This window comes from Variovorax sp. RCC_210 (genome assembly GCF_041355175.1).
Lineage (GTDB): Bacteria > Pseudomonadota > Gammaproteobacteria > Burkholderiales > Burkholderiaceae_C > Variovorax.
The window spans coordinates 163,360-186,729 of sequence record NZ_JBFUPJ010000002.1 but is presented as its reverse complement, the minus strand read 5'-3'; the positions used below and the strand labels follow the sequence as shown (position 1 = coordinate 186,729).

Below are 23,370 nucleotides of genomic sequence, written 5' to 3'. Positions count from 1 at the left end.
GCGGCACAGAGGGGGCGCCCACGCCGTACCGCACACCGGGCTTCGGCTGTGGCGTGTTCGCCCTGTGCGTGTCCACGGCGCCGAAGCCAGGGGCCCCGACGCCGCTCCCCGACCGCAGGAGCCACGACATGAGTGACGCAGTCCTCCAGCTCCTGAACGTGGAGAGCGCCTACGGCCCCATCAAGGCGATCCGCGGCGTGAGCCTGAAGGTGCGGCATGGCGAGATCGCGACCGTGCTCGGCTCCAACGGCGCGGGCAAGACGACCATCCTGAAGACCATCTCGGGAATCATCGATCCGCGCAAGGGCAGCATCGAGTTCCAGGGCAAGGACATCACCGCCAAGGACCCGGCGTACATCGTGCAGCAGGGCCTGAGCCACGTGCCCGAAGGCCGCGAGGTGTTTCCGCTGCTGTCGGTGAAGGACAACCTGCTGATGGGCGCCTACACCCGCAAGGACCGCGACGGCGTGGCACGCGACATGGAAACGGTCTACAGCTACTTTCCCATTCTTCGCGAGCGCGCCACGCAGGACGCGGGGCTGCTGTCGGGCGGGCAGCAGCAGATGCTGGCGATCTCGCGCGCGATCATGGCCGCGCCGCACCTCATTCTTCTGGACGAACCCAGCCTGGGCCTGAGCCCGAAGCTGACGAAGGAAATCTTCGAGATCGTGGTGCGCATCAACCGCGAGCGTGGCACCACCATCCTGCTGGTGGAGCAGAACGCCAACATGGCGCTCAATGCCGCGGACCACGGCTACGTGCTGGAAAACGGCCGCATCGTGATGGAAGACACCTGCGAACGCCTGCGGGAGAAGGAAGACATCAAGGAGTTCTACCTGGGCGTGAAAGACGACGGCGTGCGCGGCGAGCGGCGCTGGAAAAAGAAGAAGACCTGGAGGTAGGCGCCATGCAAGGACTCTGGGACCTGAACACCTTCGCCCCGCGGCTCGACGTGGTCGTGCCGGGCGAGACCATTCCCGCCATGTTCTGGAACGCGGTGAAGCAACGCGGCGACACCACCTGGATGCGGCAGAAAGAACTCGGCATCTGGCGCACCTGGAGCTGGCACCAGACGGCCGACGCGGTGCGCGAGATTGCGGCCGGCCTGCAGGCCACCGGCTTCGCGCCCGGCGAGTGCGCGTCGATCCTGTCGAACACGGTCATCGAATGGGTGCTCGCCGACCTGGGCGTGCTCAGCTGCGGCGGGGTGTCCAACGGCATCTACCCGACCGACGCGGCCTCGCAGGTGCACTACCTGTGCGAAGACTCGCGCACCACCGTGCTCTTCGTGGAAGACGACGAGCAGCTCGACAAGGCGCTCGAGGTGCGCGCCGGCCTGCCGGGCCTGCGCCGCATCGTGGTGTTCGACATGGAGGGCCTGCGCGAGCTGGACGACGCGGGCGTGATGAGCATCGAGGCACTGCGCGCGCTGGGCCGCGCGCGCCTGGCCGCCGAGCCGCAGTGCGTGGAGCGCACGGTGGCGGCGTGCCGGCCCGAGGACCTGGCCATCCTGGTCTACACCTCGGGCACCACCGGCAAGCCCAAGGGCGCGATGCACAGCCACGCGGGGCTGGTGTACACCGCGCGCGGCTACAACACGCTCATCGCGCAGGACGAGACCGACGAGCGCATGTGCTTCCTGCCGCTGTGCCACATCGCCGAGCGCATGGGCGGCGAGTATTTCGCGATGTACACGGGCTCGATCCTCAACTTCGTCGAGAACCCCGAGACGGTGCCGGAGAACGTGCGTGAGATTGCGCCGACGGTGTTCACCGCGGTGCCGCGCGTGTGGGAGAAGTTCTATTCGGGCGTGATGATCGCGCTGAAGGAGGCCAGCCCGCTGCAGCAGGCGGCCTACAAGTGGAGCATCGGCGTGGGCGAGGACATTGCCGCGCGCGTGCTCGAAGGCCGGCCGGTGGGCGCGGCGCTGAAGCTCAAGTTCAGGCTGGCGCGGGTGCTGGCGCTGGACAACGCGCGCAAGCTCATCGGCATTCACCGCGCGCGCTTCCTGGTGACGGGCGCGGCGCCCATTTCGCCCGAGCTGGTGAAGTGGTACCTGGCGCTGGGCGTGCCCATGCTGGAGGTGTGGGGCATGACCGAGTCGTGCGGCGCCTCGACCGCGGTGCCGGCGGCCCGCATCAAGCCCGGCTCCATCGGTCCGGCCACGGGCTACAACGAGGTGCGCATCGACGCCGCCTCGGGCGAAATCTTGGTGCGCGGGCCCAACGTGTTCATGGGCTACCTCAACCTGCCCGAGAAGACGGCCGAGACCATCGACGCCGACGGCTGGCTGCACACGGGCGACGTGGGCGTGATGGACGGGGACGGGTATTTCCGCATCACCGACCGCATGAAAGACATCATCATCACGGCGGGCGGGAAGAACGTGACGCCCAGCGAGCTGGAGAACGAGCTCAAGTTCAGCCTCTACATCACCGATGCGGTGGTCATCGGCGACAAGAAACCGTACCTCACGGTGATCGTCATGATCGACCAGGAGAACGTCGAGAAATTCGCGCAGGACAACGACGTGCCGTTCAGCAACTACGAGAGCCTGACGCGCACGCAGGAAGTGCAGGACCTGATCCAGGGCGAGATCGACCGCGTCAACGCCCGGTTCGCGCGCGTGGAGCAGATCAAGAAGTTCTTCCTGCTCGAGACGCAGCTCAGCGCCGAGGACGAAGAGCTCACGCCCACGATGAAGCTCAAGCGCAAGCTGGTGCAGGCCAAGTACGCGGAGCGCATCGAGGCCATGTACAGGTAGACAGGTAGGCCATGCACAGGCAGCGCCGCTGATATTGCCGATCCGTTTTTTTCGCCAACCCGAGGAGACAACCGCATGAAGCTCAAGACATTGACGACTTTGGCCGTGCTGGGCCTGATCGCGGCGCACGCGTCCGCGCAGCAGCAGGGCGTGAGCAAGGACGAGATCCGCATCGGCACCATCCAGGACCTGTCGGGCCCGCTCGCGGGCTTCGGCAAGCAGGCGCGCAACGGCATGCAGCTGCGCGTGGACGAGCTCAACGAGCAGGGCAACGTCAACGGGCGCAAGCTCAAGCTCTTCGTGGAGGACTCGGGCTACGACCCGAAGAAGGCGGTGCTGGCCGCGCAGAAGCTGGTGAACCAGGAAAAGATCTTCATCATGGCCGGCCACATCGGCACGGCGCAGAACATGGCGGCGATGCCGGTGCAGTTCGACAAGAACATCATCAACTACATGCCCATCACCGCGGCGCGCGAGATGTACGAGCCGCTGAACCGGCTGAAGTACTCGTTCGCGGCCACCTACTACGACCAGATCCGCCTGGCGCTGCCCAAGATGATCAAGGACAAGGGCGCCAAGAAGGTCTGCACCATCTACCAGGACGACGAGTTCGGCCTGGAGGTGCAGCGCGGCGCCGAGGCCGGGCTGAAGGCCGCGGGCATGGAGCTGGCCGAGAAGACCTCGTTCAAGCGCGGCGCCACCGACTTCAGCTCGCAGGTCGCGAAGATGAAGGCCGCCAACTGCGACCTGGTGGTGCTGGGCACCATCATTCGCGAGACCATCGGCACCGTGGGCGAGGCGCGCAAGACGGGCTTCAACCCGACCTTCATCGGTTCCAGCGCGGCGTACACCGACCTGATCCACAAGCTGGGCGGCAAGGCGATGGACGGCGTGTACGCCACCATGACCGTGCAGAACCCCTACACCGACGAGCAGTCGCAGCCGCTGCGCTTCTGGGCCAACAAGTACAAGACCAAGTTCAACGAAGACCCGACGGTGTTCTCGGTGTACGGCTACGTGATCGTCGACTCGTTCATCAAGGCGGCGACCAAGGCCGGCCCCAACCTCACGACCGACAGCTTCATCAAGGCGATGGACAGCATCACCTTCGAGCCCGACATGTTCGGCAGCCCGAAGAGCACCTACACGGCCACCAAGCGCCTGGGCAACGACCAGTCGCGGCTGTCGCAGATCAAGGACGGCAAGTGGGTGGTGGTGTCCGACTATGTGACACCATGACGGGACCATGCCCACCGAACACCCGAACTATTGGTTGATGAAGTCCGAGCCCGACGAGGTCTCGATCGACGACGCGCTCGCCGCGCCCGGCGCCACCGTGGCGTGGACCGGCGTGCGCAACTACCAGGCACGCAACTTCATGCGCGACGGCATGAAGGTCGGCGACGGCGTGCTGTTCTATCACTCGAGCTGCCCGGAGCCGGGCATCGCCGGCATCGCGCGCGTGGCCTCGGGCGTGAAGCCCGACCCGACGCAGTTCGACGCGAAGTCGCCGTACTACGACGCCAAGTCGAAGCCGGACGATCCGCGCTGGCTGCTGGTGGACGTGCAGGCGCTGCGCAAGACGCGGCTGCTGGCGCTGCCCGAGCTGCGCGAGAAGCCCGAGCTGGCCGAGCTGGTGGTGCTGCGCAAGGGCAACCGGCTGTCGATCACGCCGGTGGAGCCGGCGCACTGGAAGGTCATCGAGAAGATGCTGGGCTGAAGCCGTTCAATCCGGTTCACGCGCTGAGCCGGTTCACGCGATCTTCGACAGCACCGGAAACAGCTTGCCCAGCCCGTCCGCCATCACCTCGACCGCGAGCGCGGCCAGGATCAGGCCCATCAGCCGGGTCATGATGTTGATGCCCGTCTTGCCCAGCACCCGCGCGATGGGTTGCGCGAGCGAGAAGGCCAGCGCGGTCGCCAGCGCCACCACCACGCCGTAGCCGACCAGCACCGCCAGCTCCCACAGGTGCTGCGCCTTGTCGGCGTAGATCACCACGGTCGAGATGGCCGCGGGCCCGGTCAGCAGCGGGATCGTGAGCGGCACCACGGCAATGGAGGCGCCCATCGAGGCCTTGACCTCGGTGGCGCGCAGCTCCTCGACGTTGGTCTTGCTCTCGGCCGGCTTGGCGTTCAGCATGGACATCGAGCTCATGAGCAGCAGCAGGCCGCCGCCCACCTGGAAGCTCGCGATGGAAATGCCGAAGAACGACAGCAGCTGCAGCCCGAGCAGCGCGCTCACCGCGATGACCACGAACGCGCTGAACGCCGACATGCGCACCGTGTGGCGGCGCTGCGCGTCGCTGTAGCCCTGCGTGTAGTGGATGAAGAAGGGCACGATGGCCAGCGGGTTGACGATGGCCACCAGCGTGACCAGCGGCTTGATGAGGTCCATCGAGGTGCTCATGGCTCAGCGGCCTCCGGTGACGTCGAGCAGGGCCATGGTGGTGTAGCTGGCCTCGGCCGAGAGCAGCCACAGGATGGCGCCCGCGATTTCTTCCGCCGTGCCGGCGCGCTGCATCGGAATCTGCGGCCCGAGCGCCGCGGCGCGGTCGGGCAGGCCGCCGGAGGCGTGGATGTCGGTGTCGATCACGCCGGGGCGCACCGCGTTCACGCGAATGCCTTCGCCCGCCACTTCCTTGGCCAGGCCGAGCGTGAAGGTGTCGATGGCGCCCTTGCTGGCGGCGTAGTCGACGTACTGGCCCGGCGAGCCCAGCCGCGAGGCGCCGCTGGAAACGTTGACGATGGCGCCGCCCGTGCCGCCGTGCTTCGTGCTCATGCGGCGCACGGCCTCGCGCGCGCAGAGAAAGCTGCCGATCACGTTGATGCGGAACATGCGCTCCAGCCGGGCCGCGCTCATGGCGTCGACGCGGGCCGTGACGTCCACGATGCCGGCGTTGTTGACCAGCGCGCTGAGGCGGCCGAGCTTGGCGTCGACCTTCTCGAACATGGCATTCACCTGGGCCTCGTCGCCCACGTCGGCCTGCACCGCCATGGCCGTGCCGCCGCCCGCGCGAATGGTGCGCACCACCTCGTCGGCGGCCAGCGAGTTGCTGGCGTAGTTGACGGCCACCGCGTAGCCGCGCTTCGCGGCGAGCAAGGCGGTGGCGGCACCAATGCCGCGCCCGCCGCCCGTGATCAAGAGCACTTGGTCCAAAACCTACCTCCTGCAGAGAAACTGCGTGTCAGTTAAAACCGTCGGCTTGGATTACATCACCCGGGGGCGCGGGCACGAACGCCGGTATCGGCGCCGTGCCGGGCCGCCCCAGGCCAGCTCGCACCGGAGTGCGAAGCACTGAGGTTGTCGGCACCGAGCGACACCAAGCGACACCGAGCGACACGGAGGTTATCGAATGAGCACCCAAGCCAAGACGGTCGACTACTACTTTGCCCCGCAGAGCCCATGGACCTATCTGGGACATTCCCGCTTCGCGGAGATTGCCGCGGCCACCGGCGCCACGGTGCGCGTGCGCCCCATCGACCTGGGCAGCGTGTTCCCGGTGTCGGGCGGGCTGCCGCTGGGCAAGCGCGCGCCGCAGCGCCAGGCCTACCGGCTGGTCGACCTGGCGCGCTGCTCGCGCCACCTCAGCCTGCCGCTGAACCCCAAACCCAAGTTCTTTCCGGTGGCTGGCGACGACGCGGCGCGCGTCATCATCGCGGTCGACCTGCACGACGGCACCGAGGCCGCGATGCGCATGTGCGCGGCGGTGTTCGCTGCGGTGTGGGTGCAGGAGCGGAACATTGGCGACCCGAACGTGCTCGAAGCGCTGGTCGCGGAGTGCGGCCTGCCGGCCAAGCGCGGCGAGCAGTCGCAAAGCCAGGCGGTGCAGGAACGCTACGAGGCCAACACGCAGGAGGCCATCGACATCCAGGTGTTCGGCGCGCCCAGCTACGTGATCGACGGCGAGATCTTCTGGGGGCAGGACCGGCTCGACTTCGTCGAGCGGGCGCTGCGCCCTTGATTCCCTGATGCCGGAACCCCGGCATCCATTCATCCAATTGCCATCAAGGAGCAAGACAACATGGGCCAATTCATCGATCTCACCGCCAAGGACGGCTTCACCTTTCCCGCGTACGTGGCCGAGCCCGCGGGCAAGCCGCGCGGCGCGGTGGTCGTGGTGCAGGAAATCTTCGGCGTGAACTCGCACATCCGCTCGGTGGCCGACGGCTACGCGGCCGATGGCTACCTGGCGGTGGCGCCCGCCACCTTTCACCGCGTCAAGCCCGGCGTGGAGCTGGGCTATTCGGACGACGACATGAAGAACGGCTTCGGCCTGAAGACGGCGGTGGAGGCGCTGCCCGCGCCCGGCGTGCTGCAGGACATCGAGGCATCGATCGCCTACGCATCGAAGGCCGGCAAGGTCGGCATCGTGGGCTACTGCTGGGGCGGGCTGCTGGTGTGGCGCTCGGCCGCGCTGCTGCCGGGCCTGGCCGCGGCGGCGCCTTACTACGGCGGTGGCATGACCACGCCGGAAGAAGCGGCGCGCCAGCCGAAGGTGCCGGTGCTCGCGCACTTCGGCGACCAGGACCACTGGATTCCGCTGGAAACGGTGGAAGCCTTCAAGAAGGCACATCCCGAAGTCGAGGTGCATGTCTACAACGCCAACCACGGCTTCAACTGCGACCAGCGCGGCTCCTACGACGCGACCGCGGCCAAGCTGGCGCGCGAGCGCACGCTGGCGTTCTTCGCCAAGCACGTGGGCTGAGCGCGACCGGCCTGAAAAGAAAAAACCCGGCGCTGCCGGGTTTTTTCATGCGTGGCCGGTTTTGCGCGGCGTGCTGCCGGGGCCCACGCGGGTCTGCAGGAAGTCGAGCAGGGCGCGCAGCGCGGCGCTGTTGTGGCGCCGCTGCAGGTAGGCGGCCGACAGCCACACGTCCTTGCGCGCGTAGTCCTGCAGCACGGGCACCAGCTCGCCGTGGTCGATGTGCGACTGCACCAGGATCGACGGCAGGTAGATCACGCCGAAGCCGTGCATGGCCACGCGGATCAGCGGTGCGCCTTCGGTGCAGTCCATGCGGCTCTTGACGGACACGTCGAGCGGCGTGCCGTTGTCGTCGAAGCGCCAGACCGGCTGCTGGCCGAGCAGCGAGAAGGTCAGCGCCTCGTGGGCGGCGAGGTCGCGCGGATGCTCGGGCTTGCCGTGCTTTTTCCAGTAGACGGGCGAGGCGCAGACCACCATGTTCATGAGCCGCAGCTTGCGCACGATGAGGTTGGCGTCTTCGACGGGGCCGCTGCGCAGCTCGACGTCGATGCCTTCCTCGGCCAGGTCGACGGTGCGGTTGGTCAGCTGCAGGCTGATGGTCACGTCGGGGTAGTAGCGCATGAAGTCGGCCAGCAGGTTCGGGAACTCGCCGCTGCCCATGCCGTGCGGGGCCGAGATGCGCAGCCGGCCGCTGGGCTGGCTGGCGCGGTCCTGCAGCTCGGACTGGGTGAGCTCGACCATCTCGAGCATGGGGGTGCTGCGGTCCAGCAGCAGCTGGCCGGCGTCGGTGAGGCTCACGGAGCGGGTGGAGCGGTTGAGAAGTCGCACGCCGAAGCGGGTTTCCAGCTCGGCCACATACTTGCTGACCGTGGCTTTCGACATGTCGAGCCTCTTGGCTGCCTGGGAAAAGCTGCCGTGCGATGCAACTTCCCGGAAGGTTCTGATCAGATCGAGACTGTCCATGAATGTGGGCCCATTGTTTCCGTTTTGGGAACGCGATGGTTCGATTCTCTCGGGTTTTTCCTAACCTGTTCGGGCGACACTTCGGTTACACGCCGACGTCGCCAGCCAGGCTGGGTCGTTGGAAGGAACTGAAATGACACGCTCGAACCTCACTGCCGCTCTCGTCCTGTCGCTGCTCGCTGCTTCCGGCGCCTCCAGCGCGCAGGCGCAGGGCTTCGCGCCGGTGCAGCCGCTGGCGGCGGTAACCAGCCGCAGCGACGTTGCCGCGGGCGCCGACGCCGCGGCGCGGGGAGGGAATGTGTATGGCGACGTGGTCGCCGCGCCGCTGAGGTCGCAGCCGAGTTCGCGCGACCGGGCGTCGATTCGCGCCGAAGCGGTGGCCGCCGCCCATGCGCCGAACCAGAACCTGGACCGGCGTGCCTTCGTCAACAGCGAAGTGCCGCCGCAGTTCCAGACGCCCGGGCGCTGAGCCGCTGGTCATTCGCTTCGTGTGCAGGCCGGGCCGGTGCGAACCGGGCCCGGCTTTTTCATTACTTGCATGCCTTCATGACGCGATTGTTTCAATAGAGGAAACACGGTGTCTCTGATCGGCGTGTTCTGTCAGGCCTGTTCGCCCGGAAACTCGCTGCACAGGCAAGCGAACCAGCAAGCCTGGTGGACGAACCATCCGAACACACTAGGAGAACTGAACAATGAAGACCTCGCAAATCATCGCCGCTGCCGCCCTGACCCTGCTCGCCGCCACCGGCGCCCAAGCTGAAACGTACCAAGGCGTGAACACCGCCGTCTCGACCAAGAGCCGCGACGAAGTGAACGCCGAAGCCGTGCGCACCGCATCGGCTCCGAACCAGAACGTGACCCGCGGTTCGCGCGGCCCGGAAACGGTCGCCGTGTCGAAGGACCGTTCGATCGTCGAAGCCGAAGCCGTTCGCACCGCTTACGCTCCGAACCAGAACGTGACCGCCGGTTCGCGCGTGAACAGCAAGGTGATCTCGAACATGCAACACCCGCTGGACGTGAACGTTCAAGCCCAGCAAGGTTCGGGCGCCGTCGCCAAGTAATTGAAGCGGCCCCTCGGGGCTGTGGAAATCAAAAAGGGGCCACGCGAAAGCGTGGCCCCTTTTTCTTTGCCTGCGGCCGGCCCGGGCCCGGTCAGCGCGTGCGCGCCAGGTAGCGCTTGCGCCAGAAAATCAGCACCAGCAGCACCGCGATGACCAGCATCGACGTCATCGCGATCCAGAAGCCGTCGGCCTTGTGCACCAGCGGAATGAACTCGAAGTTCATGCCGAAGATGCCCGCGATCAGGTTCAGCGGCAGGAACACGGCGGTGAGCACCGTCAGCACCCGCATGATGTCGTTGGCCCGGTGGCCCTGCACGCTGAAATGCATCTGCACGGCCGTCTCTGCGTTCTGCTCCAGCCGGTGCACGTGGTGCACCACGCGCTCGATGTGCTCCAGCACGTCGCGGCTGCGAATCAGGATGAGCTCGCGCTCGCGCTGCTCCGTGTCGCCCTTGGGCGCGGGCAGCGTCTCCAGCGAGTCGATCCAGTCCTGCATGGCGGCGCGCTGGTCTTCGCAGATCTCGTCCAGGTGGTGCAGCGACTGGCGCGCCTCCATCAGCGCGCCCCAGTTGGTGAAGCGGCTGCGCGGGTCGATGAGCTCGGTCTGCCAGTGGTCGAGCTGCTTGGTGAGCTCGCGGCGCAGGTCGAGGTAGCCGTCGACGATCTGGTTGATCACCCGCAGCATCAGGTCCGACGGGCTGGTGGGCAGGCGCGCCGAGGTGGCGCGCGCGTCCAGCGCCGGCGCGCCGCGGCCGTCGCTCGCGCCAGCGGCCAGCAGCCGGGCGGCGAAACCGTCGCGCACCGCGCCGTCTTCCGGGTGCACCGACAGCAGCACCCGGTCGAACACGGCGAAGCCGACCGGGCGGGTGTCGACGCGGCGCAGCACGGGCGGGCCGCTGCGCGGCGGCGGGCGCTGCGGGCTGGCCGGGGCCGCCTGAGGTTGACTCTGCACCGGGCCCTGCGCCGCGCCGGCGCCTTGCCCGTTCGCCAGGCGCCGGAACACCAGCACGTCGTACAGCGAGGTGTAGTCGTAGTGCGAGGGCAGCTGGTCGTTCAGCAGGTCGGCCACGTGCAGGTCGACCAGCTGCGTGAGGCACAGCGTCTGCAGGATCTGCTGTACCTCGGGCAGCGCATTGCGGAATTCCTCGCGCGTGAGCGAGATCCAGAGGTAGCCCCCGGCGCCGCACGCGCCCGGCACGCTCAGCGGCGCCAATGCCGCGTGTTCGCTGACCTCGGTGCGTTTGATTTCGAAGATGCGCATGCCCGGTGCCTGCGCGGCTACTTCTGCAGCAGCCGGGCGGCGTCGAGCGCGAAATACGTCAGCACGCCATCGGCGCCCGCGCGCTTGAAGGCCAGCAGGCTTTCGAGCACCACGGCGTCGTGGTCGAGCCAGCCGTTCTGCGCGGCGGCCTTCAGCATGGCGTACTCGCCGCTCACCTGGTAGGCGAAGGTGGGCACGTGGAACTCGTCCTTCACGCGCCGCACGATGTCCAGGTAGGGCATGCCGGGCTTCACCATGACCATGTCCGCGCCTTCGGCGATGTCGATCGCCACTTCGCGCAGGGCCTCGTCGCTGTTGCCCGGGTCCATCTGGTAGACCTTCTTGTTGGCCTTGCCGAGCGTCGCGGACGAGCCGACGGCATCGCGAAAGGGGCCGTAGAAGGCGCTCGCGTACTTGGCGCTGTAGGCCATGATGCGCGTGTGGATGTCGCCGCGGGCTTCCAGCGCCGTGCGAATGGCGCCGATGCGCCCGTCCATCATGTCGCTGGGCGCCACGATGTCCACGCCGGCCTGCGACTGGGTGAGCGCCTGCTTCACCAGCACCTCGACCGTGGGCTCGTTCAGGATGTAGCCGGTGTCGTCGAGCAGGCCGTCCTGGCCGTGGCTGGTGTAGGGGTCGAGCGCCACGTCGGTCATCACGCCCAGTTCGGGGAAGCGCGCCTTCAGCGCGGCCACCACGCGGGGAATCAGCCCGTCGGGGTTGAAGGCCTCGTCGCCGTTGGGCGTCTTCAGGCTGGCGTCGATCACTGGGAACAGCGCCATCACCGGAATGCCCGCCTGCACGCACTGCTCGGCCACGGGCAGCAGCAGGTCGAGGCTCAGGCGTTCCACACCGGGCATCGACGCGACGGCATCGCGGCGCTTTTCGCCTTCCTGCACGAACACCGGATAGATCAGGTCGTTGACAGTGAGCGCGTGCTCTCGCACCAGGTTGCGGGTGAACGTGTCGCGGCGCAGGCGCCGCGGCCGCCCGGCGGGAAACATGGCCAGGGGGGAGGTGGATGACGTCATATGCCCAAAATTGTGCCTGAAGCAACATTTCGGGGTACTTGCTGCCATGCAGCCAGTTGTCTGACAACTACGGCAAATCGTAGAACCAAGGTTCTCATTTTTTTGCTTGAAATGTTAAAGAAAGTGGGCTATTCGCTTGAAACCTTGTTTCGTCTTTGTTAAATTCTGAAGCGGGCGGCTTGCCGCTCCCCGCTTTTCCTCCCTGAGCGGGTGCCTTGATGTGTGACAGCAAAAGGGCTTCCCAGCCCGACGTGCAGACGTCGGGCTTTTTTTTGCCCGCCGCCTTGGCGGGGCAGGGCCAAAGCGGGGCGAGCCGCAGGGTGCGCCACTAAACTGCCCCGCATGCTCTGGGTCAAATCTCTTCACATCGTCTTCATTGCCAGCTGGTTCGCGGGGCTCTTCTACCTGCCGCGGATCTTCGTCAACCTGGCCATGGTGCCGCCCGAGTCGGTGGCAGAGCGCGAGCGGCTGCTGCTGATGGCGCGCAAGCTGCTGCGGTTCACCACGATGCTGGCCGTTCCGGCGATCGGCTTTGGCCTGTGGCTCTGGCTGGGCTACGGCATCGGCCGCGGGCCGGGCAACGGCTGGATGCACGCCAAGCTGGCGCTGGTGCTGGTGGCCATCGGTTATCACCACGGCTGCGGCGTGCTGCTGCGCCGTTTCGTGGCGGGGCAGAACCGGCGCAGCGACCGCTGGTACCGCTGGTTCAACGAACTGCCGGTGGTGCTGTTGCTGCTGATCGTGATCCTGGTGGTGGTGAAGCCGTTCTGAGTCCGGTTCTTACCGTGGAGAAGCCGCACAAGTCCGCTGCACTTCCCCTGGCGCTCGCCTACGCGGCGCTGATCGTCTATGCCAGCCTGTACCCGTTCGCGGACTGGCGCGACCAGGGCATCGCGCCCTGGGCCTACCTGTCGGCGCCCTGGCCCAAGTACTGGACGGGCTTCGACTTCGCGATCAACGTGGTCGGCTACGTGCCCTTCGGTTTTCTCTGCGCGCTGGTGGTGCTGCGCACGCGTCCGGATGCCGGCGTGTGGCGCGCCGTGTTGCGCGCCAGCGCGGCGGGCGCCGCCATTGCCTTCGCGATGGAAACGCTGCAAAGCTACCTGCCGGCGCGCATTCCTTCCAACGTCGACCTGGGGCTGAACACCGCGGGCGCCATCGTGGGCGCGGTGCTGGCCGCGGGGCTCGAGCGCATCGGCGCGGTGGCGCACTGGAGCCGGGCGCGCTCGCAGTGGTTCGTCGAGGAGGCGCGCGGCGGCTTCGTGCTGCTCGCGCTCTGGCCGTTCGCGCTGCTGTTTCCGGCGGCCGTCACCTTCGGGCTGGGGCAGGTGTTCGAGCGGCTCGAGGGGGCCATTTCCGAATGGCTGCTCGACACGCCTTTCATCGACTGGCTGCCGGTGCGCCAGTTCGAGCTCGAGCCGCTGGTGCCCGCGGTCGAGCTGCTGTGCGTGCTGCTGGGGGCGCTGGTGCCCTGCCTGCTGGGCTATCTGGTGGCGCGATCTGCGGTGCAGCGCGCCGTGCTGCTGCCGCTGATCCTGCTGGGCGGCGTGGCGGCCTCGGCCTTGTCGGCGGCCCTGAGCTACGGCCCCGACCATGCCTGGGCGTGGCTCGACCTGCCGGTGCAGGTCGGCCTGGCGGCGGCGCTGTTCGCGGGCGTGCTGCTGCTGTTCGCGCCACGCCGCCTCTGCGCGGCCTTGCTGCTGGTGGGGCTGGTGCTGCAGTTGAGCTTGCTGAACCAGGCGCCCGAGAGCGCCTACTTCGCCCAGACCCTCGCCACCTGGGAGCAGGGGCGTTTCATTCGCTTCCATGGCCTGGCGCAGTGGCTGGGATGGGTGTGGCCCTTCGCGGTGCTGGCCTATGTGGTGGCGGCGTTGTCGCGCCGGGCGCGGCCGAACGGGGACACGGCTGCATGACAGCGGAGTCACAGCCCTGAAAGGGCCCCGGTCACTAAAATCGGCCGATGCCCAGCCCCACACCCGCCACGTCGTCCGGCTACTACGGCCGCCACATCTTCTTCTGCCTCAACGAACGCAAGAACGGCGAGGACTCGTGCACCATGCACAACGCGCAGGAAGGCTTCGACCGCTGCAAGGCGAAGGTCAAGGCCGAGGGCCTGTCCGGCCCTGGCAAGGTGCGCGTCAACAAGGCCGGCTGCCTCGACCGCTGCGCCGGCGGGCCGGTGGCGGTGGTGTACCCGGAGGCCGTCTGGTACACCTTCGTGGACGGCGATGACATCGACGAGATCGTCGAGTCGCACCTGAAGCACGGCAAGGTCGTCGAGCGCCTGGTGCTGCCGGCCGATGTCGGCCGCTGAACTTTTCCGACGCCCTCCCGCTCGTACCGTTGGTCCCCCGTGCCCATGAATTCACAAACCGAAAAACTCAGCCTCCAGGGCGCCGCCGGCGCCATCGAGGTGCAGCGTGACCAGCCCGCGGACACGCCCCGCGGCACCGCAGTGATCGCCCATCCGCATCCGCTGTTCGGCGGCACCATGGACAACAAGGTCGTGCAGACCCTGGCGCGCGCCTTCGTGGCCTGCGGCTGGACCACGGTGCGCTTCAACTTCCGCGGCGTGGGCGCCAGCGAAGGCGTGCACGACGAAGGGCGCGGCGAGCTGGAAGACATGCTGCATGTCGTCGGCCAGCTGGCCTCCGACGGCCCGCTGGCGATCGCCGGGTTTTCCTTCGGCGCCTTCGTGGCGAGCGGCGCGGCGCACACGCTCTGGAGCGAGCGCGAGCTGCAGCAGGTCGTGCTGGTCGGCACCGCGGCGGCGCGCAACACGGTGGCGACGCTGCCCGTCGAAGCGCACGAGCGCACGCTGGTGGTCCACGGCGAAGCCGACGACACGGTCGCGTTGTCCGCGGTGATGGACTGGGCGCGGCCGCAGTCACTTCCTGTCACAGTCGTCCCGGGGGGCGGCCATTTCTTTCACGGACAATTGCCGCTGCTCAAAAGTCTCGTTGTCCGCCATCTGCGCGCGGGCACGGCCTGACGGCCTCGCAGGCTTGTCTCCGTCTCTTTCCAAACTCCCCATGACCCGTTTTCTCGGCGCACTTCGCGCCCTGGTTTCTATTGCCGTTGCCTCCGTCAGCCTGATTGCCGCAGCCCAGGTGCCCGCGCCGCCCGAGATCGCCGCGCGCAGCTATCTGCTGATGGACGTGACCGCGAACCAGATCCTGGCGCAGAAAGACATCGACAGCCCGGTCGAGCCGGCCTCGCTGACCAAGCTGATGTCGGCTTATGTGGTGTTCGACGCGCTGCGCGCCCGGAAGATCACGCTCACGCAGACGTTGCCGGTCAGCCCGCGCGCCTGGAAGATGCCCGGCTCGCGCATGTTCATCGACCCCAAGATGCAGGTGCCGGTGGAAGACCTGATCAAGGGGCTGATCGTGCAGTCGGGCAACGACGCCACGGTGGCGCTGGCCGAAGGCGTGGGCGGCACGGTGGAGCACTTCGTCGAGATGATGAACGCCCAGGCCAAGGCGCTGGGCATGAAAAGCACCACCTACAAGAACCCCGAAGGCCTGACGGCGCCCGGCCACACGACCACGGCGCGCGACCTGAGCATCCTGGCGACCCGGCTGGTGCGCGACTTTCCGGAAGAGGCCAAGTACTACGCCATCAAGAAGTACCGCTACCCGGGCACGCCGTCGACCAACGACACCAACCGCAACCTGCTGCTGTTTCGCGACCCGACCGTCGACGGCCTGAAGACCGGCCATACCGAAGCGGCCGGCTACGGCATGGTCGCCACCGCCAAGCGCGACTTTCCGAACCTGAGCGGCGGTCGGCGCCTGCTGTCCGTCGTGCTGGGCACCACCGGCGAGACCGTGCGGGCCAACGAGTCGCAGAAGCTGCTGAACTGGGGCTACACCGCCTACGACGCGGTACGCCTGTTCGATGGCGGCCAGCCGGCCGCCACCCCGGCGGTCTGGAAGGGCAAGGCCAACGAGCTTAAGCTGGGCCGCCCCGATGCCATCGTAGTCGCCGTGCCGGCCGGCTCCGCCAGCAAGATCAAGACGCAGGTGTCGCGCCCCGATCCGCTGGTGGCGCCGTTCACCAAATACCAGCCGGTGGGCTCGCTCAAGGTCACGCTGGACGACCAGCCCGTGGCCGACGTGCCGCTGGTGGCCCTCGAGGGGGTGGAGCAGGCCGGTGTCTTCGGCCGTGCCTGGGACGCCGTGCGTCTCTGGATCAAGTAACGGGCGGCTGAAAAGCCCGCCGGCGGCCGTTCGGGGCCGCGGTGCTTGCTGTTTCAGGCTCGTTTGCTATACTCGTGGGCTTTTCGGAAATTTCCGAAGGGTTTCACGTTTTCGTCATCTCCCGGTTGTTCCTGCGTCACGACAGGAGCGGTTAATAGCCAGAGCCGGGCTGTTTTGGGACTTATTCATTCATGCCAACCATCAATCAACTGGTGCGTCAGGGTCGAACGGTCGAAAAGATCAATTCGAAGAGCCCTGCCATGCAGAACTCGCCGCAACGTCGCGGTGTCTGCACCCGCGTCTACACCACGACGCCAAAGAAGCCCAACTCGGCGCTTCGTAAAGTTGCCAAGGTCCGTCTGACCAATGGCTTCGAAGTCATCTCCTACATCGGCGGCGAAGGCCACAACCTGCAGGAACACAGCGTCGTGCTGGTTCGCGGCGGTCGTGTCAAGGACTTGCCCGGTGTGCGTTACCACATCGTGCGCGGTTCGCTCGACTTGCAAGGCGTGAAAGACCGCAAGCAGTCGCGTTCCAAGTACGGCGCGAAGCGTCCCAAGAAGGCTTAAGCCTTCCTGTCGTAAAAAACAAAGCGGTGTTCGGTTGCCTTGGCGGGCACATCGAACGAAGTGACCCAATGTCGGGTCGAGTAAGTGAGAGCTCCAACTGGCTCTCGCGGTATCGGAAACGATGCCAACTGAAGCAAAGAGGTTAAAAAAATGCCACGTCGTCGCGAAGTCCCCAAACGTGAAATCCTGCCGGATCCCAAGTACGGCAATGTCGAGCTGTCGAAGTTCATGAACGTGATCATGGAAGGCGGCAAGAAGGCGATCGCCGAGCGCATCATTTATGGCGCGCTCGACTTCATCGAAAAGAAGAACCCGGACAAGGACCCCCTCGAAGCGTTCACCGTTGCCATCAACAACGTGAAGCCGATGGTCGAAGTGAAGTCGCGCCGCGTGGGCGGTGCGAACTATCAAGTGCCGGTCGAAGTGCGCCCCGTGCGCCGCCTGGCGCTGTCGATGCGCTGGATCAAGGAAGCCGCCCGCAAGCGCGGCGAGAAGTCGATGGCCCTGCGTCTGGCCAACGAACTGATGGAAGCCACGGAAGGCCGCGGCGGTGCCATGAAGAAGCGCGACGAAGTGCACCGCATGGCAGAAGCCAACCGGGCGTTCAGCCACTTCCGCTTCTAAAAATCAAACTTCGCTTGGGCGTTGGGTGTCGAGTGTCGGGCGTTGTGCCCGTGCTCGGGGCCCAGCGCTCAACGCATTTAACCCGAAAGTAAATCATGTCCCGCAAGACCCCCATCGAGCGCTACCGCAACATCGGCATCTCCGCGCACATCGACGCCGGCAAGACCACGACGACCGAACGTATCCTGTTCTACACCGGTGTGAACCACAAGATCGGTGAAGTGCACGACGGTGCCGCCACGATGGACTGGATGGAGCAAGAGCAAGAGCGCGGTATCACGATCACGTCGGCCGCCACCACCTGCTTCTGGAAGGGCATGGCTGGCAAGTTCGAAGAACACCGCATCAACATCATCGACACCCCCGGCCACGTGGACTTCACCATTGAAGTCGAGCGCTCGATGCGCGTGCTGGACGGCGCCGTGATGGTGTACGACGCCGTCGGCGGCGTGCAGCCCCAGTCGGAAACCGTCTGGCGCCAGGCCAACAAGTACAAGGTGCCCCGTCTCGCGTTCGTCAACAAGATGGACCGCACCGGCGCCGACTTCCTGCGCGTGCGCCAGATGATGGTGGACCGCCTGAAGGCCAACCCCGTCGTGATCCAGATCCCGATCGGTGCCGAAGAGCACTTCCAGGGCATCGTCGACCTCGTGAAGATGAAGGCGATCATCTGGGACGAAGACAAGGGCGTGACCTTCCAGTACGGCGAGATCCCCGCCAACCTGACCGACGTCTGTAACGAATACCGTGAAAAGCTCGTCGAAGCGGCTGCCGAAGCCAGCGAAGAGCTGATGAACAAGTACCTCGAAGGCAACGAGCTGACCGAGGAAGAAATCAAGAAGGCCATTCGCCAGCGCACCATCGCCGGCGAAATCCAGCCGATGCTGTGCGGCTCGGCCTTCAAGAATAAGGGCGTGCAGGCCATGCTCGACGCCGTCATCGAATACATGCCCGCGCCGACCGACATTCCCCCGGTCAACGGCCTGGACGAAGACGAAGCACCGGTCATCCGCAAGGCTGACGACTCGGAAAAGTTCTCGGCACTGGCATTCAAGCTGATGACCGACCCGTTCGTGGGCCAGTTGACCTTCGTGCGCGTCTATTCGGGCGTGCTGACCAAGGGCGACAGCGTCTACAACCCGGTGCGCGGCAAGAAGGAACGTATCGGCCGTATCGTGCAGATGCACGCGAACAACCGCGAAGAAGTCAACGAAATCCGCGCCGGCGACATCGCTGCCTGCGTGGGCCTGAAGGAAGTGACCACGGGCGAAACCCTGTGCGATCCGTCGGCCATCGTGACGCTCGAGCGCATGGTGTTCCCGGAATCGGTGATCTCGCAGGCCGTCGAGCCGAAGACCAAGGCCGACCAGGAAAAGATGGGCATCGCCCTGCAACGCCTGGCTCAGGAAGATCCTTCGTTCCGCGTGAAGACCGACGAAGAATCGGGCCAGACCATCATCGCCGGCATGGGCGAGCTCCACCTTGAAATCATCGTGGACCGCATGAAGCGCGAATTCGGCGTGGAAGCCAACGTGGGCAAGCCGCAAGTGGCCTACCGCGAAACGATCCGCAAGACCGTCGAAGACGCCGAAGGCAAGTTCGTTCGCCAGTCGGGCGGCAAGGGCCAGTACGGCCACGTGATCCTGAAGCTCGAGCCGCAGGAAGCGGGCAAGGGCTTCGAGTTCGTCGACGCCATCAAGGGCGGTGTGGTTCCTCGCGAATACATCCCCGCGGTGGAAAAGGGCGTCGTGGAAGCGCTGACGCAAGGCGTGCTGGCGGGCTACCCCGTCGTGGACGTCAAGGTCACGCTGCACTTCGGTTCGTACCACGACGTGGACTCGAACGAAATGGCGTTCAAGATGGCCGCGATCTTCGGTTTCAAGGAAGGCGCACGCAAGGCCAGCCCGGTCATCCTCGAGCCGATGATGGCCGTGGAAGTCGAGACGCCCGAAGACTACGCCGGCAACGTGATGGGCGACCTGTCCTCGCGTCGCGGTATGGTGCAGGGCATGGACGACATGATCGGTGGCGGCAAGTCCATCAAGGCAGAAGTGCCGCTGTCGGAAATGTTCGGCTACTCGACCACGCTGCGTTCGATGTCGCAAGGCCGCGCCACGTACACGATGGAGTTCAAGCACTACGCCGAAGCTCCCCGTAACGTTGCCGAAGCCATCGTCGCTGCACGCGCCAAGTAAGTTTTTGAAGAATGCGGGGCCGTGCAGTGCGCGGCCCTTCTTGTCTGCGATCCGGTGCCGCCTTGTTCCCGTGCGAGGCGAACCAGCAATCGGGTGCAGACATAAAACCAATACACGGGACATGCTCTTTCAAGGATTGAAAAATGGCAAAAGGTAAATTCACCCGCACCAAGCCGCACGTGAACGTGGGCACGATCGGTCACGTCGACCACGGCAAGACCACGCTGACGGCTGCGATCGCCACGGTGCTGTCGGCCAAGTTCGGCGGCGAAGCCAAGGCCTACGACCAGATCGACGCTGCGCCTGAAGAAAAGGCCCGCGGCATCACGATCAACACCGCACACGTCGAGTACGAAACGGCCAACCGCCACTACGCACACGTCGACTGCCCCGGTCACGCCGACTATGTGAAGAACATGATCACGGGCGCCGCTCAAATGGACGGCGCCATCCTAGTGTGCTCGGCCGCCGACGGCCCGATGCCCCAGACCCGTGAACACATCCTGCTGGCTCGCCAGGTGGGCGTGGGCTACATCATCGTGTTCCTGAACAAGTGCGACATGGTCGACGACAAGGAGCTGCTCGAGCTGGTCGAAATGGAAGTTCGCGAACTCCTCGACAAGTACGAGTTCCCCGGCGACGACACCCCCATCATCCACGGCTCGGCCAAGCTCGCCCTCGAAGGCGACAAGGGCGAACTGGGTGAAGGCGCCATCATGAAGCTGGCAGAAGCCCTGGACACGTACATCCCGACGCCCGAGCGCGCCGTGGACGGCACGTTCCTGATGCCCGTGGAAGACGTGTTCTCGATCTCGGGTCGCGGCACCGTGGTGACCGGCGCTGTCGAGCGCGGCGTGATCAAGGTCGGTGAAGAAATCGAAATCGTGGGCATCCGCCCGACGGTCAAGACCACCTGCACCGGCGTGGAAATGTTCCGCAAGCTGCTGGACCAGGGTCAAGCTGGCGACAACGTGGGCGTGTTGCTGCGCGGCACGAAGCGCGAAGAAGTCGAACGCGGCCAAGTGCTGTGCAAGCCCGGCTCGATCAAGCCGCACGTGCACTTCACCGCCGAGGTGTATGTCCTGTCGAAGGACGAAGGCGGCCGTCACACGCCGTTCTTCAACAACTACCGTCCGCAGTTCTACTTCCGCACGACGGACGTGACCGGCGCGATCGAGTTGCCCAAGGACAAGGAAATGGTCATGCCTGGCGACAACGTCAGCATCACCGTGAAGCTGATCAACCCGATCGCGATGGAAGAAGGCCTGCGCTTCGCCATCCGCGAAGGCGGCCGTACCGTGGGTTCGGGCGTCGTCGCCAAGATCCTCGACATCTAAGCGGCACGCAAAGGAATCACCATGGCTACCAAGCAAAAAATCCGCATCCGCCTGAAGGCATTCGACTACAAGCTGATCGACCAATCGGCCGCTGAAATCGTGGACACCGCCAAGCGCACCGGCGCGATCGTCAAGGGCCCCGTGCCCCTGCCGACCCGCATGAAGCGCTTCGACATCCTGCGTTCGCCGCACGTCAACAAGACGTCGCGCGACCAGTTGGAAATCCGCACCCACCAGCGCCTGATGGACATCGTCGACCCGACCGACAAGACCGTGGACGCGCTGATGAAGCTCGACCTGCCGGCTGGCGTCGACGTCGAGATCAAGCTGCAGTAATTCGACCCCGCGTCGTCTCCTGACAAAGCCCGCCTGCAGAAATGCATGCGGGCTTTTCTGTTCTTAACAGTTGCTCGCCTTCTGTGGCATCCTCCCGCACCGGTATTTCTCAGCGCATTGGCCGGGGCTGAAATGAGGGCAGCAAAAGATATGAGACAGAAGTTCTCCTTTGCGTCGGGCCTGGTCGCTTCCATCGCGACCGCGGCATTGCTGGTCGCCTGCGGCGGTGGTGGGGGAGGCGGCGGTGGCGGCGTGCCCTTGCTGCCCCTGCCCGTTCCCACGACGAACCCCGTCACCTTGAGCGGCACCGCCACCTACGAGTCGGTGCCCAACGTCAACGGCGCCCTCGTGTACGCCGACACCACGTCCAAGCCGGTGCGCGGCGCTTACGTCGAGGTGCTCGACACCAGCGGCAACCAACTGGTGGTCACTTCGACCGACGACAGCGGCGCCTATGCCGTGAGCGTGCCGGGGAACACGACCGTCACCGTACGCGTGCGCACGCAGCTGACGCGCCCCGGGCCGGGCGCGACCTGGGACGTCACCGTGCGGGACAACACGCAGTCGAGCGCCATCTATTCCATGCAGTCGTCGGCGTTCTCCACGGGCGCCGCGGCGCTGACCCGCGACCTGCACGCGCCCAGCGGTTGGGGCGGCTCCAGCTACACCGGCCAGCGCGTGTCGGCACCGTTCGCCGTGATGGACACGGTCTACACCGCGATGCAGAAGGTGTTGTCGGTGACGCCGGCGACGGCGTTTCCGTCGCTGAAGGTGTTCTGGAGCGTCAGCAACACGAACGCCGGCGGCAGCGTCGCGCTGGGGCAGATCGGCACCACCTTCTTCATCGCCCAGAGTTCGGGCGCCGAAATCTACGTGCTCGGCAAGGAAGACGTGGACACCGACGAATTCGATGCGCCCGTGATCGCGCACGAGTGGGGCCACTACTACCAGTCGGCCTTCAGCCGCGACGATTCGCCCGGCGGCGAGCATTCGACGGCGGACCTTATCGACCGCCGGCTCGCGTTCTCCGAGGGGTGGGGCAATGGCTGGTCGGGCATTGCGCTCGGGCGGCGGAACTATGTCGATTCGGGTGGTCCGGGCCAAGCCCAGGGCAGCAACCTCGACCTGTCGAAGGGGCCCACTTCGAATCCTGGGTGGTTCCGGGAAACCTCGATCCAGTCGATTTTCTGGAACCTGAATCAGCAGGTGGGTTTCAAGCCGATCCACGACACGATGACGAATGCACTGTTCAAGGGCGGCGCGCCGGTGACCTCGATCCATCCGTTCGCCGCGGCATTCAATAGTGCCGCACCTGGCAGCGTGTCCGCGCTGAACGCATTGCTGACGGGCCAGAACATCAGCGCCGCCAACGACGCCTACGGCGGCGCGGAGAGCAACGACGGCGGCGTGCCGGCCGCGTTGCCGATGTACAAACCGGCCACGGTCGGCGGCGGCGCCATCCAGGCGTGCGTGACGAACGCGGCGGACCCGGCCCCGCGCACGGGGAACAAGCTCGGAAGCTATGCCTATGTGAGCTTCACGGCACCGGCCAATCGCGCTTACCAGTTCGGCGTTAGCGCGCCGGCAGGGGCGAATCCCAATTTCGCGGTCTACCAGGGCGGCGTGGTCGGCCGGAATTCGGGGTCGCTCAGGCTGTCGCCCGGCCCTTATGTGCTGGTGATCAACGACCTCAACAACTCCGCCGCGAACACCTGCTTCGGCGTGACCATCCAATAGCCGTGGGGAAGACCGCCATGAAACTTCATTCCCGCTCCACGTTCGCCGCCATGGCGTGGCTGGCGTTCGTCGGTATTGCCGGCTCTGCCTGTGCAGACGGCGTGCCGGCAGCACGCGGCGACCGCCATGCCTCTCTGACGGTCGCGGCGCGCAAGCCCAATGATTCGGGCGTTGCAATCCAGTACCGGGTCGAAGCAGCGGCGCAGTCCGGTCGTCAGGTCTCGGTTTTCTTGCAGTTCGACGGCGTGACCGACCCGGCTGGCGCCACGGTGCGCCTGACGACCGACGCGGGCCTGACGCTGGCCACGAAGAGCAGCTTCGCGTTGCCCGCCGGCCAGCGCACGACCGCCACCGCCACGGTGACGAGCAGCAGCGACGGCCTGGCCTATCTGAATGTCTTCGCGACGCAGAACGGTGCCATGAGCATCGTGGCCATCCCCATCCAGACGGGTTCGGGCGCGCCGGCCACCAAGCCAGCGGGCGAGATGAAGCCGTCGCCGGACGGTGAAAAGGTCATTTCGATGCCCGCCCAGGAGCCAAAGGCGCCCGCCAAAAAGCCCTGAAACAGGGTCTTCGAGGCCTGCTGC

General features: G+C 66.0%; 25 protein-coding genes. 20 read left to right on the top strand and 5 right to left on the bottom strand.

Annotated features, from left to right (window positions below; all coding sequences use genetic code 11):
- Positions 1-128 precede the first annotated feature (128 nt).
- The 4 genes from AB6807_RS08860 to AB6807_RS08845 all read left to right on the top strand — a co-directional run bounded on the left by AB6807_RS08860 (position 129) and on the right by AB6807_RS08845 (position 4,484).
- The gene (locus AB6807_RS08860; RefSeq protein WP_371084276.1) at positions 129-902 is read left to right on the top strand and encodes an ABC transporter ATP-binding protein; all 774 of its coding nucleotides are present in this window, start codon (positions 129-131) and stop codon (positions 900-902) included.
- Positions 903-907: 5 nt separating this feature from the next.
- A complete protein-coding gene (locus tag AB6807_RS08855; RefSeq protein WP_371084275.1) occupies positions 908-2,764 on the top strand; it encodes a long-chain fatty acid--CoA ligase in 1,857 nt (618 codons plus the stop codon).
- A 75-nt stretch (positions 2,765-2,839) separates the two neighbouring features.
- Positions 2,840-4,003 carry an ABC transporter substrate-binding protein gene (locus tag AB6807_RS08850; RefSeq protein ID WP_116910152.1) on the top strand — a complete coding sequence of 388 codons (1,164 nt, stop codon included), beginning with the start codon at positions 2,840-2,842 and terminating at the stop codon, positions 4,001-4,003.
- 7 nt (positions 4,004-4,010) lie between these two features.
- Positions 4,011-4,484, top strand: coding sequence for an EVE domain-containing protein (locus tag AB6807_RS08845; RefSeq protein WP_371084274.1), 474 nt, complete (start codon positions 4,011-4,013; stop codon positions 4,482-4,484).
- A gap of 33 nt (positions 4,485-4,517) precedes the next feature.
- Here the strand turns inward: AB6807_RS08845 and AB6807_RS08840 are convergent, their stop codons facing one another.
- Together AB6807_RS08840 and AB6807_RS08835 are read right to left on the bottom strand one after the other, a co-directional pair.
- Positions 4,518-5,171 (bottom strand): MarC family protein, encoded by a 654-nt coding sequence (locus tag AB6807_RS08840; protein WP_116910150.1) that lies wholly within the window; start codon positions 5,169-5,171, stop codon positions 4,518-4,520.
- A 3-nt stretch (positions 5,172-5,174) separates the two neighbouring features.
- The gene (locus AB6807_RS08835; RefSeq protein ID WP_371084273.1) at positions 5,175-5,921 is read right to left on the bottom strand and encodes an SDR family oxidoreductase; all 747 of its coding nucleotides are present in this window, start codon (positions 5,919-5,921) and stop codon (positions 5,175-5,177) included.
- A 196-nt stretch (positions 5,922-6,117) separates the two neighbouring features.
- Here AB6807_RS08835 and AB6807_RS08830 point away from each other — a divergent pair, with 196 nt between their 5' ends.
- Complete coding sequence (locus tag AB6807_RS08830) at positions 6,118-6,726, top strand: 2-hydroxychromene-2-carboxylate isomerase (RefSeq protein WP_371084272.1); 609 nt, start codon at positions 6,118-6,120, stop codon at positions 6,724-6,726.
- A gap of 60 nt (positions 6,727-6,786) precedes the next feature.
- The gene (locus AB6807_RS08825) at positions 6,787-7,470 is read left to right on the top strand and encodes a dienelactone hydrolase family protein (protein ID WP_116910147.1); all 684 of its coding nucleotides are present in this window, start codon (positions 6,787-6,789) and stop codon (positions 7,468-7,470) included.
- 45 nt (positions 7,471-7,515) lie between these two features.
- Here the strand turns inward: AB6807_RS08825 and AB6807_RS08820 are convergent, their stop codons facing one another.
- On the bottom strand, positions 7,516-8,430 hold the full coding sequence (locus tag AB6807_RS08820) for a LysR family transcriptional regulator (protein WP_371084271.1): 915 nt from the start codon (positions 8,428-8,430) through the stop codon (positions 7,516-7,518).
- Positions 8,431-8,563: 133 nt separating this feature from the next.
- Here AB6807_RS08820 and AB6807_RS08815 point away from each other — a divergent pair, with 133 nt between their 5' ends.
- Both AB6807_RS08815 and AB6807_RS08810 read left to right on the top strand, forming a co-directional pair.
- Positions 8,564-8,899, top strand: coding sequence for an alpha/beta hydrolase (locus AB6807_RS08815; RefSeq protein WP_116910145.1), 336 nt, complete (start codon positions 8,564-8,566; stop codon positions 8,897-8,899).
- A 223-nt stretch (positions 8,900-9,122) separates the two neighbouring features.
- Positions 9,123-9,491, top strand: a complete 369-nt coding sequence (locus tag AB6807_RS08810; RefSeq protein ID WP_116910144.1) for a DUF4148 domain-containing protein — start codon at positions 9,123-9,125, stop codon at positions 9,489-9,491.
- Positions 9,492-9,582: 91 nt separating this feature from the next.
- Here the strand turns inward: AB6807_RS08810 and AB6807_RS08805 are convergent, their stop codons facing one another.
- Together AB6807_RS08805 and hemB are read right to left on the bottom strand one after the other, a co-directional pair.
- Positions 9,583-10,752 carry a magnesium transporter CorA family protein gene (locus tag AB6807_RS08805; protein WP_371084270.1) on the bottom strand — a complete coding sequence of 390 codons (1,170 nt, stop codon included), beginning with the start codon at positions 10,750-10,752 and terminating at the stop codon, positions 9,583-9,585.
- A 17-nt stretch (positions 10,753-10,769) separates the two neighbouring features.
- Entirely contained in the window at positions 10,770-11,783 is a 1,014-nt protein-coding gene (gene hemB, locus AB6807_RS08800) for a porphobilinogen synthase (RefSeq protein ID WP_371084269.1), read from the bottom strand.
- Between the two features lie 342 nt (positions 11,784-12,125).
- Here hemB and AB6807_RS08795 point away from each other — a divergent pair, with 342 nt between their 5' ends.
- The 12 genes from AB6807_RS08795 to AB6807_RS08740 all read left to right on the top strand — a co-directional run bounded on the left by AB6807_RS08795 (position 12,126) and on the right by AB6807_RS08740 (position 23,346).
- On the top strand, positions 12,126-12,554 hold the full coding sequence (locus tag AB6807_RS08795; RefSeq protein WP_116910141.1) for a CopD family protein: 429 nt from the start codon (positions 12,126-12,128) through the stop codon (positions 12,552-12,554).
- A gap of 14 nt (positions 12,555-12,568) precedes the next feature.
- A complete protein-coding gene (locus tag AB6807_RS08790) occupies positions 12,569-13,696 on the top strand; it encodes a VanZ family protein (RefSeq protein WP_371084268.1) in 1,128 nt (375 codons plus the stop codon).
- 47 nt (positions 13,697-13,743) lie between these two features.
- Positions 13,744-14,097 (top strand): ferredoxin, encoded by a 354-nt coding sequence (locus AB6807_RS08785; protein WP_371084267.1) that lies wholly within the window; start codon positions 13,744-13,746, stop codon positions 14,095-14,097.
- Positions 14,098-14,142: 45 nt separating this feature from the next.
- Positions 14,143-14,775, top strand: a complete 633-nt coding sequence (locus tag AB6807_RS08780) for an alpha/beta hydrolase (RefSeq protein WP_371084266.1) — start codon at positions 14,143-14,145, stop codon at positions 14,773-14,775.
- Positions 14,776-14,815: 40 nt separating this feature from the next.
- The gene (locus tag AB6807_RS08775) at positions 14,816-15,985 is read left to right on the top strand and encodes a D-alanyl-D-alanine carboxypeptidase family protein (RefSeq protein WP_371084265.1); all 1,170 of its coding nucleotides are present in this window, start codon (positions 14,816-14,818) and stop codon (positions 15,983-15,985) included.
- Positions 15,986-16,176: 191 nt separating this feature from the next.
- Positions 16,177-16,554, top strand: a complete 378-nt coding sequence (rpsL, locus tag AB6807_RS08770; RefSeq protein WP_013543948.1) for a 30S ribosomal protein S12 — start codon at positions 16,177-16,179, stop codon at positions 16,552-16,554.
- A 150-nt stretch (positions 16,555-16,704) separates the two neighbouring features.
- A complete protein-coding gene (gene rpsG, locus AB6807_RS08765; protein WP_013543947.1) occupies positions 16,705-17,178 on the top strand; it encodes a 30S ribosomal protein S7 in 474 nt (157 codons plus the stop codon).
- 95 nt (positions 17,179-17,273) lie between these two features.
- Positions 17,274-19,373, top strand: coding sequence for an elongation factor G (gene fusA / locus AB6807_RS08760; protein WP_371084264.1), 2,100 nt, complete (start codon positions 17,274-17,276; stop codon positions 19,371-19,373).
- Positions 19,374-19,516: 143 nt separating this feature from the next.
- Complete coding sequence (tuf, locus tag AB6807_RS08755) at positions 19,517-20,710, top strand: elongation factor Tu (RefSeq protein ID WP_108143266.1); 1,194 nt, start codon at positions 19,517-19,519, stop codon at positions 20,708-20,710.
- A gap of 21 nt (positions 20,711-20,731) precedes the next feature.
- Positions 20,732-21,046, top strand: a complete 315-nt coding sequence (gene rpsJ, locus AB6807_RS08750; protein WP_007838118.1) for a 30S ribosomal protein S10 — start codon at positions 20,732-20,734, stop codon at positions 21,044-21,046.
- A 150-nt stretch (positions 21,047-21,196) separates the two neighbouring features.
- Positions 21,197-22,783 (top strand): carboxypeptidase-like regulatory domain-containing protein, encoded by a 1,587-nt coding sequence (locus AB6807_RS08745; protein ID WP_371084263.1) that lies wholly within the window; start codon positions 21,197-21,199, stop codon positions 22,781-22,783.
- A gap of 17 nt (positions 22,784-22,800) precedes the next feature.
- Complete coding sequence (locus tag AB6807_RS08740; RefSeq protein ID WP_371084262.1) at positions 22,801-23,346, top strand: hypothetical protein; 546 nt, start codon at positions 22,801-22,803, stop codon at positions 23,344-23,346.
- Positions 23,347-23,370 lie beyond the last annotated feature (24 nt).